The 13446-nt window shown below is 70.9% G+C and carries 12 protein-coding genes; 4 read left to right on the top strand and 8 right to left on the bottom strand.

What is annotated here, in order from left to right:
- Window positions 1-234 precede the first annotated feature (234 nt).
- Window positions 235-2232 carry a glycosyltransferase family 2 protein gene (locus ACQF4J_RS28155; RefSeq protein WP_351574820.1) on the top strand — a complete coding sequence of 666 codons (1998 nt, stop codon included), beginning with the start codon at window positions 235-237 and terminating at the stop codon, window positions 2230-2232.
- Complete coding sequence (locus ACQF4J_RS28150) at window positions 2229-4166, top strand: galactose oxidase-like domain-containing protein (RefSeq protein ID WP_427167084.1); 1938 nt, start codon at window positions 2229-2231, stop codon at window positions 4164-4166. Before ACQF4J_RS28155 ends, ACQF4J_RS28150 begins: the two co-directional genes overlap by 4 nt.
- 7 nt (window positions 4167-4173) lie before the next feature.
- Here ACQF4J_RS28150 and ACQF4J_RS28145 read toward each other — a convergent pair whose 3' ends face one another.
- The 6 genes from ACQF4J_RS28145 to ACQF4J_RS28120 form a co-directional block, all read right to left on the bottom strand.
- Entirely contained in the window at window positions 4174-5214 is a 1041-nt protein-coding gene (locus ACQF4J_RS28145; RefSeq protein WP_351574814.1) for a glycoside hydrolase family 6 protein, read from the bottom strand.
- Between the two features lie 485 nt (window positions 5215-5699).
- Window positions 5700-6389: a class F sortase gene (locus ACQF4J_RS28140; RefSeq protein WP_351574811.1), complete on the bottom strand. Its 690-nt coding sequence runs from the start codon at window positions 6387-6389 to the stop codon at window positions 5700-5702.
- A gap of 132 nt (window positions 6390-6521) precedes the next feature.
- On the bottom strand, window positions 6522-7058 hold the full coding sequence (locus ACQF4J_RS28135) for a hypothetical protein (protein WP_351574808.1): 537 nt from the start codon (window positions 7056-7058) through the stop codon (window positions 6522-6524).
- A gap of 129 nt (window positions 7059-7187) precedes the next feature.
- A complete protein-coding gene (locus ACQF4J_RS28130; protein ID WP_351574806.1) occupies window positions 7188-7967 on the bottom strand; it encodes an HAD-IIA family hydrolase in 780 nt (259 codons plus the stop codon).
- Between the two features lie 107 nt (window positions 7968-8074).
- On the bottom strand, window positions 8075-8839 hold the full coding sequence (locus ACQF4J_RS28125; RefSeq protein WP_427167083.1) for a hypothetical protein: 765 nt from the start codon (window positions 8837-8839) through the stop codon (window positions 8075-8077).
- Window positions 8840-8930: 91 nt separating this feature from the next.
- Complete coding sequence (locus ACQF4J_RS28120) at window positions 8931-10016, bottom strand: ROK family transcriptional regulator (protein ID WP_427167082.1); 1086 nt, start codon at window positions 10014-10016, stop codon at window positions 8931-8933.
- 30 nt (window positions 10017-10046) lie between these two features.
- On the opposite strand from ACQF4J_RS28120, the gene ACQF4J_RS28115 reads away from it, so the two are divergent.
- Window positions 10047-11123: a Gfo/Idh/MocA family oxidoreductase gene (locus ACQF4J_RS28115; protein ID WP_351574797.1), complete on the top strand. Its 1077-nt coding sequence runs from the start codon at window positions 10047-10049 to the stop codon at window positions 11121-11123.
- Window positions 11120-11626 (top strand): heme-degrading domain-containing protein, encoded by a 507-nt coding sequence (locus ACQF4J_RS28110; protein ID WP_351574795.1) that lies wholly within the window; start codon window positions 11120-11122, stop codon window positions 11624-11626. Before ACQF4J_RS28115 ends, ACQF4J_RS28110 begins: the two co-directional genes overlap by 4 nt.
- A gap of 22 nt (window positions 11627-11648) precedes the next feature.
- Here ACQF4J_RS28110 and ACQF4J_RS28105 read toward each other — a convergent pair whose 3' ends face one another.
- Both ACQF4J_RS28105 and ACQF4J_RS28100 read right to left on the bottom strand, forming a co-directional pair.
- Window positions 11649-12506 (bottom strand): fumarylacetoacetate hydrolase family protein, encoded by an 858-nt coding sequence (locus tag ACQF4J_RS28105; protein ID WP_351574792.1) that lies wholly within the window; start codon window positions 12504-12506, stop codon window positions 11649-11651.
- A 128-nt stretch (window positions 12507-12634) separates the two neighbouring features.
- Window positions 12635-13360 carry a YidC/Oxa1 family membrane protein insertase gene (locus ACQF4J_RS28100; RefSeq protein WP_351574790.1) on the bottom strand — a complete coding sequence of 242 codons (726 nt, stop codon included), beginning with the start codon at window positions 13358-13360 and terminating at the stop codon, window positions 12635-12637.
- Between the last annotated feature and the right edge of the window lie 86 nt (window positions 13361-13446).

The following is a 13446-nucleotide window of genomic DNA, read 5'->3' as shown; positions in this document are numbered from 1 at the left end:
GGGGGACTAGTAAGCGGTTGCGGCGGTCTGCGGGGATAGGGGGCCCTGTTCACGAGCCGATGCCGAGGGGGGCATCATGCAACCGGAAGGTCGCGGTTCCATGTCTACGGGTGTGGGAAGTGTGGTGGCCGCGGCCCGCCGCTGACACGCCTGTGAGGGGTCGAGGGGGACCTTTCACGGGTGGGTAAGGAAACGACACGACACGCGGTTCACCCGCGTGTGGGGGGATGACTCATGACGTCGACGCCGACGGGCGCCCGGCATAACTTCGACCCGTCCGAAACCACCCAGTTGAGAACGGATCCTCACCGGAACAGCACGACAGGCCAGTTCCGGCGGATCAAGAAGACCCTGCCCAGATACGACTACGAGCACTACAGCCGGCTGGCCGGCCCCCTCACCCAGCCCGACCCGGACAAGCCCTACAAGGTGCAGTACCGCTCGCTGCTCTCGCAGGAGCCGCACCGGATAAGGGCCGCCCTGATGCTGGGCGCGGCCCCGCTGCTGTCCCTGGTCCTGCTGGCCTGGCTGCTGCAGCCGGAGCACTGGACCGAACGCGACTACCCTGCCTTCGACTTCCTGCCGGTGCTGGACGTCGTGATGCTCGTCTCGATCGGCCTGATCGAGTTCTTCCGCTGCATGAACGTGCTGTCCAACGCGCACGCCACCCTGGTCGCCCGCGACCCGATCCCGGTGGTGCCGGAGACCGGCACGAGAGTCGCGTTCATCACGACGTACGTGCCCGGCAAGGAACCCCTGGAGATGGTGACGAAGACCCTGGAGGCGGCCGTCCGGCTGCGCCACCGGGGCCTTCTGCACATCTGGCTCCTGGACGAGGGTGACGACGACGAGGTGAAGGAGGTCTGCGCGCGCCTGGGCGTGCACCACTTCTCCCGCAAGGGCGTCGAGCAGTGGAACCAGAAGAAGGGCCCCTTCCGCGCGAAGACCAAGCACGGCAACTACAACTCCTGGCTCCAGGCACACGGCGACGACTACGACTACTTCGCCTCCGTCGACACCGACCACGTGCCGCTGCCCAACTACCTGGAGCGGATGCTCGGCTTCTTCCGCGACCCGGACGTCGGCTTCGTCATCGGCCCGCAGGTGTACGGCAACTACGACAACCCCATCACCAAGGCGGCCGAGTCCCAGCAGTTCCTCTTCCACGCCCTCATCCAGCGGGCCGGGAACTTCTACGGCGCCCCCATGTTCGTCGGCACGTCGAACGCCGTACGCATCAAGGCGCTGAAGCAGATCGGCGGCCTGTACGACTCGATCACCGAGGACATGGCGACCGGCTTCGAGATCCATCGCCACAAGAACCCGGCGACGGGCAGGAAGTGGCGCTCGGTGTACACGCCGGACGTGCTCGCCGTCGGTGAGGGCCCGGGTGCCTGGACGGACTTCTTCACCCAGCAGCTGCGCTGGTCCCGAGGGACGTACGAGACGATCCTCAAGCAGTACTGGAAGGGCTGGTTCTCACTGCCTCCGGGCAAGCTCTTCAACTACACGATGATGATCATCTTCTACCCGATGTCGGCCCTCAACTGGATTCTGGCGGCGCTGAGTTGCGCGATGTTCCTGGGCCTGGGCGCCTCGGGTGTGAACATCGACCCGACCGTGTGGCTGATGCTGTACGGCAACGCCTCCGCGCTGCAGATCGGCCTGTACGTCTGGAACCGCCGGCACAACGTCTCCCCGCACGAGCCCGAGGGCTCCGGCGGTGTGGCGGGCATGGTGATGTCGGCGCTGTCGGCGCCGATCTACGCCCGCTCGCTGATGGACGCGGTGCTGCGGCGCAAGAGCAAGTTCGTGGTGACGCCCAAGGGCGACTCGGCCAGCCCGGACACGCTGTTCGGGACCTTCCGCGTCCACCTGTTCTTCATCCTGGTCTTCGGCGGCTCCATCGCCGCCGGTTTCGCGCTGGGGCACTCGCACCCGGCGATGATCACCTGGGCCACGTTCGCCCTGCTGATCACCGCGTCGCCGATCTTCGCCTGGCGGTACTCGCTGCGGAAGGCGAAGAAGGAGCCGGTTCCCGTGTACACGGAGCCGCAGGACGCCCCGCCGGCCGTGCCCTACCAGCCGCGGCCGCTGCCGGAGCGGCAGGCGACACCGCCGCACGGCACCGGGCAAAAGCCCACCTGGGCCGCCGCGGACGGCGCCGCCGAGGCGGGGAACGACCAGACGATGCAGATCGCGCTCGGTGGATTCGGGGGACGTAAGGAATGAACGACCGTGCAGGCCGCCGCCGCGCCCGCAGACTCGCCATCGGGACGGCGGTGGTGCTCGCGCTGGCCGGGATGAACGGTCCGTGGCTGTACCGCTTCGGGACGGCGAAGTATCACCAGTACCAGATCAACAAACCCGAGTACAAAGCGGACAACGGCCACTGGCAGATCGTGGAGTTCCCCAAGGAGTACCGCCAGGACACCATCCACGCGGCGCTCCTGCGCACCGGCAAGGTGCTGATGATCGCCGGCTCGGGCAACAACCAGGACAACTTCAACGCCAAGAAGTTCGACACCCGGATCTGGGACCCGGTCAAGGGCACGATCAAGAAGGTCCCGACGCCGAAGGACCTGTTCTGCACCGGGCACACCCAGCTCGCCAACGGCAATCTGCTGATCGCGGGCGGCACCAAGCGGTACGAGAAGCTGAAGGGTGACGTCACCAAGGCCGGCGGCCTGATGGTGGTGCACAACGAGAACCCGGACAAGCCGATCACCCTGCCGGCGGGGACCGTGTTCACCGGCAAGGAGAACGGCAAGACCTTCGTGTCCAAGGACCCAGTGCTCGTGCCGCGCGCGAAGAAGGTCTTCGACAGGGCGACCGGCAGGTTCCTGCGCAACGACCCGGGGCTCGGCCGTATCTACGTCGAGGCGAAGAAGAGCGGCACCAGGTACGAGACCGGCACCCAGGACAACTACCGCATCCAGGGCCTGACCGGTTCCGAGGCACGCAACACGTACGGCATCGCGCAGAAGCTCGCCCTCGACAAGAAGGACTTCCAGGGGATCAGGGACGCCTTCGAGTTCGACCCGGTCGCCGAGAAGTACATCAAGGTCGACCCGATGAACGAGGCCCGCTGGTACCCGACGCTCACCACGCTGAGCGACGGCAGGATCCTCAGCGTCTCCGGGCTCGACGACATCGGCCAGCTGGTGCCGGGCAAGAACGAGATCTTCGACCCGAAAACCAAGAAGTGGACGTACACGTCGAAGATCCGGCAGTTCCCGACCTACCCGGCGCTGTTCCTGATGCAGAACGGCAAGATCTTCTACTCGGGTTCGAACGCCGGTTACGGGCCGGACAACGTCGGCCGTGAGCCGGGCGTCTGGGACATCGCCACCAACCGGTTCACCAAGCTGCCCGGGCTCAGCGACGCGAACGAGATGGAGACGTCGGGGACGGTGCTGCTGCCGCCCGCGCAGGACGAGAAGTTCCTGGTGATCGGCGGCGGCGGGGTCGGCGAGTCCAAGCTGTCCAGCAACAGGACCCGGCTGATCGACCTCAAGGACAAGAACCCGAAGTTCACGGACGGGCCGACGCTGGAGAAGGGCACGCGGTATCCGCAGTCGTCGATCCTGCCGGACGACTCGGTGCTGGTGTCGGGCGGCTCCGAGGACTACCGCGGGCGCGGCGACTCCAACATCCTGCAGGCCAGGCTCTACCACCCGGACAGCAACACGTTCGACCGGGTGGCCGACCCGCTGGTGGGGCGCAACTACCACTCCGGGTCGATCCTGCTGCCGGACGGGCGCGTGATGTTCTTCGGCTCCGACTCGCTGTACGGCGACAAGGCCAACACCAAGCCCGGCAAGTTCGAGCAGCGGATCGAGATCTACACGCCGCCCTATCTGTACCGGGACTCCCGGCCCTCGCTGTCCGGCGGACCGCAGACGATTCCGCGGGGCGGGACGGGGACGTTCACCTCACCGCAGGCTTCCGCGATCAAGAAGGTGCGGCTGATCCGGCCCAGTGCGTCGACCCACGTGACCGACGTCGACCAGCGGTCGATCGCCCTGGACTTCAAGACGTCCGGGAACAAGGTGACGGTGACCATGCCGAAGAACCGGAACCTGGTCACCGCCGGCTGGTACATGCTGTTCGTGGACGACGACCAGGGGACGCCGAGCAAGGCGCAGTGGGTCAAGGTGCCGTAGCGCGGGGCTACTTGGCGGCCTTGGCGAGGGCGAGTGCATAACTCGCCCACCACTGCCCCGCGTTCGGGCCGCCCTTGCAAGTGCCGTCCGACTCCCCGGGCCGCTTGACCCACAGGTAGGCGTCCACCAGGGGGTCGGCCGTCCTGGTCGTCGGTGTCTCGCCGAGCGCCCGGCCCGGCGGGTTGCACCAGTTCTCGTCGGGCTTCCCGCCCGTGTACGGGCCGTTGCCGTTGCGGCTGGTGTCGATGACGAAGTGCTTGCCGCCGACCTTGGCGGCGAGCTGCTTGCCGTAGGCGAGGGAGTCCTTCGTCGAGTAGAAGTTGGAGACGTTGACCGAGAAGCCGTCGGCCTGGGCGATGCCCGCGCGCTGGAGGGGCTGGAAGATCTGGTCGGGGTGGCCCCAGCCGGCGTTGCCCGCGTCCAGGTAGACCCGGGTGGCCTTCAGGGACTTCAGCTTGCCGATGGCGTAGTTGAGCAGGGCGTAGCGCTCCTCCTGGAACTGGCCCGGCGTGCAGCCGTCCACCAGGTGCAGTACGGCGTCGGGTTCCAGGATCACCATCGCCGGGCGGTCCTGGATGCCCGCGGCCACACCGTCGATCCAGGCGCGGTAGGCGTTGCCGTCGGCGGCTCCGCCCTGGGAGTACTGGCCGCAGTCGCGGTGCGGGATGTCGTAGAGCACGAGCAGGGCCGTGCGGCCGGCCTTGTCCGCGGCCTCGGTGAAGCCCCTGGCCTCCTGCTCCGGGTTCTCCGGGCCGATCCACTCACCGGTCGGCTGCTCGGCGATCTTCCGGATCTGCTCGGCCTCGGCGTCCTTGCCGGCCTTGGCGTACGCGGCGACCTGCCGGGCCGCGTTGCCGTCCGGGTTGACCCAGAACGGGTCGCTGTCCTTGGGCTGTTGGGTGATTTTCGCTCCGGCGTCGCCGTCCTTGCCGTCACCGCCGCCGGAGGAACACCCCGCCACCAGTAGCGCCGCCCCCAGCGCCACCGCGGAAGCCCTCATCGCGGCCCCCGAGGCGAACCCCGGCCCAGCCCCCCTGCTGCCGTACATCCAACTCCCCCTTGGGTGCACCGGTCCAAGACTCAATCCTGACATAGCGGCGCTCAGCCCACGAGATCGCCCGAGCCTTGTCGGGGAGCTGTTACAGCACGGACGGGTAAGGGTGGGCGCGTGTCGTCCAGCGGATCGCGTACGGCGCCGAGTTGTGGCGCGAGCGGAGCGACAGCCCTCTGACGCGGTCACGGAACAGCGAACCACCAGGGCATATGACAGAGAGCCACCGGAGCGGAACCTGACGTCATAACCCCTAGGCTCAGGCGCTCATTCGTTCTAGGGTGGTCTCACACGGCCCCAGCCCTCGGCCAGTCGGTCACCACTCGGACTTTCCGCAACCTCCCGCGCCGGTCGCCGGGTTACTCCCGCAGCCCGTGCGCGCGCGGTCGAGGACCAGCCCGGTCGACGGCTTCGGGGGGAGCGGGCCGTCGACCGGGCCAGGTGCCCTCGGCCTCGGACGCCGGGGCCAGGTGCCCTCGGCCTCAGACGCCGGTTCCGGTGAGGTACGCCGAGACGACCACGTTCGCCGTGTAGCTGCGGCTGGCCCGGTCGAAGGTGCCGCCGCAGGTGATCAGGCGCAGTTCGGCGCGGCCCGGCCGGTGGACGCCGTAGGCCTGCCGGGCGTCGAAGTGGTCGCGGGTGAGGACCTGGACGTCGTCGACGGTGAACGTGGCGACGCGGCCGTCGTCGCGGACGACGCGCACGGTCCGGCCCGGCGTGAGCGTGCTGAGCTTGTAGAAGACGGCCGGCCGGGTCTCGGTGTCGACGTGCCCCACCATGACGGCGGCTCCCGCGGCTCCCGGCCCGGCGCCGGCGGCGTACCACCCGACCACGCCCGGCTGGTCGAACGGCGGCGGATCGACCGCTCCCGCCCGATCCAGGCCCCGCGCCACCACCGGTGCCTGCACGCCGAGGTCGGGGATGTCGATACGCTGCGGCAGCGCTTTGCCCAACGGGTGTGCGGCGGGCGGCAGTTCGGCACCCGGCGGGCGGCCGATCGCCGCCATGTCACCGGTGGCCGGACCGGATGTCCCCTGCCGCACCTCGGTCAGGTCCCGCCCCCACAGCCACAGCCCGAGCAACAGCACGGCCCAGGCGACACCGGTCACCAGTCGCCCGGACCCCCCGGACCGCCGCCTGTCGCCGAGACCGTCGGAGAAGTCGTCACGCATGAGCGGGACGTTCCGTCAGCGGGGGCGGTCCGGCGGCACCGGTAGCTGGAAGTGGAAGCCGGGCGGGGGACGCGTCGGTGCCGGGGGCATGTGCGCGGGCGGGGTCGGCGGCGGGTGCCGGCATGGTCCCGGTCACTCCGTCTCGCGGCGGCGGCGCGCGCCCAGGACCGCCACGGTGGTCGCGGCGACGCCGGCGAGAATGAGACCCGTGACCGCGTGTGCCCTGCCGGGGCCGGTCGCGCGGGTGTCGACGGTGGCGAAGTGGGCCGTACCGCCGCCGCCCGCGTCGACCGGGGCGACCGGCGAGACCGGTGCGGAGGGCCGTGTCCCGCGCGCCACGACCGTGATCGAGCCCTTGATCTCGACGTCGGCGCAGCTGACCTTCACGTCGTAGACGCCGGGCTCGGCCGAGGAGCGCACACGGGTCTCCCCGGCCAGCGTGCCGTCGGCGGTGGCGGCGAGCCGCGCGTCGGCGACGAACGCGGCCGAGACCGCGGTGGCCGTCTTCCCGGTGCACCCGGTCACCCGCAGGCCGACGTCGCCGCCGGCGGCCGGGGACGACGGGGTCACCGAGACGGTGCCGCCTCCTCCGTCCGTCGCGTACGCCGCCGGGGTGAGGGCGCAGGCACCCAGGAGCCCTGCACAGAGAGTGAGGCGTAGTGAGCCCATCGTGAAACCTCCAGATATCTGGAGGCTCCCCCGGACATCCCGGCCCCGCATCCTCAAAGGGGCCCGCGTTGCTCCAAACGGGTTCAGAAAGGTTTCAGCACCGTCGGACCGTGCCGTCGGACCGCGCCGTCAGATCAGCTCGACCAGGTCCGCGATCGAGTCGACGACGTGGGACGGCCGGTACGGGAAGTCCTCGATCTGTCCCGGCCCGGTCAGCCCGGTGAGGACCAGGAACGTCTGCATCCCCGCCTCCATCCCGGCGAGCACGTCGGTGTCCATGCGGTCGCCGATCATCGCGCTGGTCTCGGAGTGCGCCCCGATCGCGTTCAGCCCCGTCCGCATCATCAGCGGGTTCGGCTTGCCCGCGAAGTACGGCTTCTTGCCGGTCGCCTTGGTGATCAGCGCGGCGACGGCGCCGGTCGCCGGGAGCGGGCCCTCGTGGGAGGGGCCGGTCTCGTCCGGGTTGGTGGCGATGAAGCGGGCGCCGTTCTGGATGAGCCGTACCGCCTGGGTCATGGCCTCGAAGGAGTACGTACGGGTCTCGCCGAGGACGACGTAGTCGGGCTCGTGGTCGGTGAGGATGTACCCGATGTCGTGCAGGGCGGTGGTCAGGCCCGCCTCGCCGATGACGTACGCCGAGCCGCCCGGCCGCTGGTCGTCCAGGAACTGGGCGGTGGCCAGCGCCGACGTCCAGATGGACTCGACCGGCACGTCGAGGCCCATGCGCCGCAGCCGGGCGTGCAGGTCGCGCGGGGTGTAGATGGAGTTGTTGGTCAGGACGAGGAAGGGCCTGCCGGACTCGCGCAGCTTCTTCAGGAAGGCGTCGGCACCGGGGATCGGTACGCCCTCGTGGATGAGCACACCGTCCATGTCGGTGAGCCACGACTCGATGGGCCTGCGTTCTGCCATGTGCGGGATCTCCTGCCGTACGCATGTACGCGGTGCTGCGTGGCCCCAGCCTAAACAGAGGTCGGATCTTGAGGGAATGGGCGTCTCACCGGCGCCTCACCGGCGTCTCATCGGCGCCCTCGCGATCGGCGGGCCAGCAGGAGCGCCCCGCCGACGGCGAGAAGGAGGGTGGCGGTGGCGGCCAGGACGTTACGGGGGGTGGCGACGCCCGTCCGGGCGAGTTCGTCGGCGAACGGGAGGTCGTCGCGGCTCCGCCCGGGCGGAGCGGTACCGGCACCGGTGCCGGCGCCGGTGGCCGTACTGGTGGCGGTGCCCGTGGCGGGCTCGGTCGGCGTGTCGTGCCGGACGCGGAAGCGGTAGTCGTTGGACTGGCCGATCCAGTCGCCGTCGTCGTCGTGCCGCTGGACGAGGGCCGCGTTCGCGGTGACCTCGTCGGCCACGGCGTCCGGCGCCAGCGCGAGCCGGACCTTGACGGTGACGGTCCGGCGGGGGCCGACGGTGAAGCCCGGGAAACCGTCGTCGAAGGCGCCGACGAGCTCCTCCTCGTCGGTGGTCCGGAAGCGGACGGGGTGGGAGCGCGCGCCGTCGTAGAACTCCAGGCGGGCCTGGGAGGGCTTCAGGGTCCGGTCGTCGTCGACGAGCACGACGACCGGATGCACGGCCGCGCAGGTCCGGGTGGTGGTGTTGGTGAGGTCCAGGTACCAGGTGCCGTATCCGCCGCCGGCCTCATAGGTGTCGGGGGCGTCGTGGATACGGGTGGTGAGGGGGAAGTCCGGGCCGCCCGCGCAGGTGGGAGCGGCGGAGGCGGGAGACGCCGTGGGCAGGAGGGCGGCTGCTGCAAGGCAGAGGGACAGAGGCGTGCACAGTCGCATAAGCACATGAGCATGCCGGTGGGGTGCGGGTGACGGTGGCCGCCGCTCCGGACGGCCGGGCAAGTCCGCCCGATCGGCGCACGCCGGGGCGTCAGCCGTCGGTGCGCCCGAACACCGGTCCCAGTACCAGCTGCGCGGCCCCTTCGGCGACCCCGCCGGAGGCGACCCGCACGGGCACGGCCTCCTCGCCCGCGCGCCGGGCACGGTCGCCGAGTACGGCGGACACGCCCCGGACGAACTCCTCCGGTGCGGCGGTGACGGTACGGCCGCCGAGCAGGACGAGGTCGACGTCCAGCAGGGCGACCAGGTTCCCGGCGCCGACGCCGAGGACCCGCGCGGCCCCGGCCAGGTCGCCGCGGCCCACGGCGTCCAGGCACAGCGCCTCCACACAGCCGCGGTCGCCGCAGCCGCACGGCGGCCCGTCGAGCTGCACCACCTGGTGCCCGAACTCGCCCGCTCCGGTACGGGTCCCGCGGTGCACGGTGCCGCCGATGACGAGCCCCGCCCCGAGCCCCGTACCCAGGTGCAGGTAGGCGAAGGAGCCGGCCTCGCCCGCCACCGCCAGCCCCAGCGCGGCCGCGTTGGTGTCCTTGTCGACGACGACCGGCACGCCCAGCCGCCGCTCCAGCGCGTCCCGCAACGGGAAGCCGTCCCACTCGGGGAACCCGGTGACGCGGTGCAGCACACCGTGGGCGTGGTCGAGGGGCCCGGGCAGAGCGATGCCCATTCCCAGCTCGCCGTCGGCGGGCCCACCCCCGATCAGCCCCTTCACCTCCCGCGCCAGGGTCTCCACCACCGCCTCCGCGCCCTCCCCGAGATCCACCGCCCTGCGCCGCTCCGCCACCACGGTCCCCGTCAGATCGACCCGGACCGCGCGCAGTTCGTCGCGGTCCAGGTGTACGCCGACCGCGTGTCCCGCCTCCGGCACCAGCCGCAGGACCGTCCGCGGTTTGCCGCCCGTGGAGGCCCGGCGACCCGCCTCCGTGGCGAGCCCGTCGGCCCGCAGCCGGGCGGTGATCTTGCTGACGGCCTGCGGGGTCAGCGCGGTGCGCTCGGCGAGCTCCAGCCGGCTGATGCCGTCCGCACCGGCGGTACGCAGCAGGTCGAGGACGAGTGCGGTGTTGTGGCTGCGCAGGGCGAGAAGGTTCACACCCTCGATTGTCCTCGGCGCTTGCACTTTGGCAACAGCGTTGCGAAAGTGGACGGCATGACTCGTACGACTGCCTCTCCCCGCCGCGTCGGCCTCGTCGGCTACGGGCTGGCGGGCTCCGTCTTCCACGCCCCGCTGATCGCGGCCACCGAGGGCCTCGCCCTCGACACGGTGGTCACCTCGAATCCGCAGCGGCAGGAGCAGGCCCGCACCGAACATCCCGGGGTGCGGGTGGCCGCCACCCCGGAGGAGCTGTTCGAACGCGCGGCCGAGCTGGACCTGATCGTCGTCGCGTCCCCGAACCGGACGCACGTCCCGCTCGCCACCACCGCCCTGAAGGCCGGCCTCCCGGTCGTCGTCGACAAGCCGGTCGCCGGCACCGCCGCCGAGGCGCGCGAGCTCGCCGCCCTCGCCGAGGACCGCGGTCTGCTGCTGTCGGTCTTCCAGAACCGCCGCTGGGACAACGACTTCCTCACCCTCCAGCGGCTGCTCACCGAGGGCGAGTTGGGCGACGTATGGCGCTTCGAGTCGCGGTTCGAGCGGTGGCGCCCGCAGCCGAAGGGCGGCTGGCGCGAGTCCGGCGACCCGGCAGAGATCGGAGGTCTCCTGTACGACCTCGGCAGCCATGTCGTCGACCAGGCCCTGACCCTCTTCGGCCCCGCCACGCAGGTCTACGCCGAGTCGGACGTCCGCCGCCCCGGCGCCGAGGCCGACGACGACACCTTCATCGCCCTCACGCACGCCGGCGGCGTCCGCTCCCACCTGTACGTCTCCGCGACGGCCGCCCAACTCGGCCCGCGGTTCCGGGTGCTGGGTTCGAAGGCGGGCTATGTGAAGTACGGGCTCGATCCGCAGGAGGCGGCGCTGCGGGAGGGCGAGCGCCCGGGCCCGGACTGGGGACGGGAGCCGGAGCCGGCGTGGGGCACGATCGGCGCCGGAGAGTCTCCGGCGACCGGCGGCGGCACGCCCGTACCGACCCTTCCCGGCGACTACCCCGCGTACTATGCGGCCGTGACCAGGGCCCTCGACGGCGACGGCGCCAACCCGGTGACCGCCGTCGAGGCGGCCGCCGCCCTCGACGTGCTCGAGGCGGCCCGCCGTTCGGCCCGCGACGGAGTGGCGGTGAAGCTGTGACGCACAACACCGAACTGACCCCGAAGTTCCACCCGGAGATCACCCCCTCCCTGGAAGAGCTGGAGGCCCAGCAACGGCACCTGGTCTTCCGCCGGTTCACGCACGAGGACGCGTGGGCCCTGGGGTCGCTGCTCGTGGAGCTGGCCCGGGAGCGCCAGGCTCCCGTCGCCATCGACATCCACCGGGCCGGCCAGCAGCTCTTCCACGCGGCGCTGCCCGGCTCGACCCCCGACAACGACGCCTGGATCGCCCGCAAGCGGCGGGTCGTCGAGCGTTACGGCGAGGCGTCGTACCTGGTCGGGGCGCGGTTCCGGGCGAAGGGCACGACCTTCGAGGACTCCTCCCGCCTCGACCCCGACCGGTACGCGGCCCACGGCGGCTCGTTCCCGATCGACGTCGAGGGCGTCGGGGTGATCGGCGCGGTGACGGTGAGCGGACTGCCGCAGTTGCAGGACCACCGGTTCGTGGTGGAGGCGCTGGAGGAGTTCCTGAACAAGCGCTGATCGGTGCGGGGGCGCGGAGCGGCTACGCGTCCTTCAGTTCCTGGCGCTGCCTGCCCAGGCCCTCGATCTCGAGCTCGACGACGTCGCCCGCTCGCAGGAAGGGCTTGGGCTCGGGCTGTCCGAGGGCGACGCCCGCCGGCGTCCCGGTGTTGATGACGTCACCCGGGTACAGGGTCATGAACTGGCTGACGTAGCGCACGACTTCACCGACCGGGAAGATCTGCTCGGCCGTCGTGCCGTTCTGCTTCAGCTCCGCGTTGACCCACAGCCTGAGCGACAGGTTCTGCGGGTCGGCGACCTCGTCCGCCGTCACCAGCCAGGGGCCCAGCGGATTGAACGTCTCGCAGTTCTTGCCCTTGTCCCAGGTGCCGCCCCGCTCGATCTGGAACTCCCGCTCGGACACGTCGTGCGCCACCGCGTACCCGGCGACATGTCCGAGCGCGGCCTCGGCCGACTCCACGTACCGTGCCGTCCGCCCGATGACGACGGCCAGTTCGACCTCCCAGTCGGTCTTCACCGACCCGCGCGGGACGAGCACCGTGTCGTTCGGTCCGACCACCGTGTCCGCTGCCTTGAAGAAGATCACGGGCTCGGTGGGCGGCTCGGCCCCGGTCTCCCGGGCGTGGTCGTGGTAGTTCAGGCCGATGCACACGATCTTGCCGATCCGGGCGAGCGGCGGCCCCGTCCGCAGGCCGGCCGGGTCCAGCGCGGGCAGCTCGCCGGACTCGGCGGCGGCACGGACGCGGCCGAGCGCCGCCTCGTCGGCGAGCAGCGCGCCGTCGACGTCGTCGACGACGCCGGACAGGTCCCGCAGCACCCCCTCGGCGTCCAGCAGCGCGGGCTTCTCCGCTCCGGCCGTACCGACTCGCAGCAGCTTCATGGTGACTGTCTCCCTCGATCGCGGGCGGTCCTCCGACGGGTGCAGCCATCGGATGACTGGTCGATCGTCCAAGGTCGGCGTCCGCTCCGCAATACCCGGTTCACGGACTGGACCGCCCGCCGGCCGGCTCAGGAGTAGAGCACGGCCCGCTCGACGGCGCTCCAGGTCGTACTGGTCACCACGTACAGCGCGGCGGCCAGCGGCACCACGGCGACGGTGAAGAGCGTGAAGAAGGACATGAACGGCATCACCTTGTTCACCGCGCCGAGCCCCGGCACCTGCTGCCCGCCGTCCGCCACCGTGACCGGGGCGGCCGCGGTCATCGTCCGCCTGGTGCGCCGGTAGTTGAAGGCGGCGACGGCCGCGACGAGCACGAACAGCCCGAGGTACACGAGCCCGGCCGCCCCCAGCAGTCCGCCCCCGCCGAGCGCGTCGGCGAAGCGGCCGCCCAGCGGCGCGGCGAACAGCTGGTGGTCCAGCAGGGCGTTGGTCCCACCGCCGATGCTGGTGCTGGAGAACAGGTGGTAGAGCAGGAAGAACGCGGGCAGCTGCAGCAGTCCGGGCAGGCATCCGGACAGCGGGGACACCTTCTCCTCGGCGTGCAGCTCCAGCACCGCCTGCTGCAGCTTCTGCGGATCCTTCGCGTGCTTCCTGCGCAGCTCGGCGATCTTCGGCTGCAGCGCGGTGCGCGCCTTCTGCCCGCGCGCGGCGGCCCGGGACAGGGGGTGGACGAGGAGTCGTACGAGCGCGGTGAACAGGACGATCGCGGCGGCGGCCGCGGTGGCGCCGAACAGCGGCTGGAGCAGGTCGGCGAGGTCTTCGACGAGTTGGGCGAAGACGGTGAAGACGGACATGGGTGAGCCCTCCGAGGGTCATGCCGGAATGGAGTCGTGCGGGACGGCATGACGACCGCGCGAGGGCCGGTGAGAGGTGTGGTGCC

It is taken from the genome of Streptomyces sp. C1-1, from assembly GCF_050214755.1.
In the GTDB taxonomy this organism is placed as follows: Bacteria; Actinomycetota; Actinomycetes; order Streptomycetales; family Streptomycetaceae; genus Streptomyces.
This window is presented reverse-complemented; position numbering and strand designations above follow the sequence as displayed.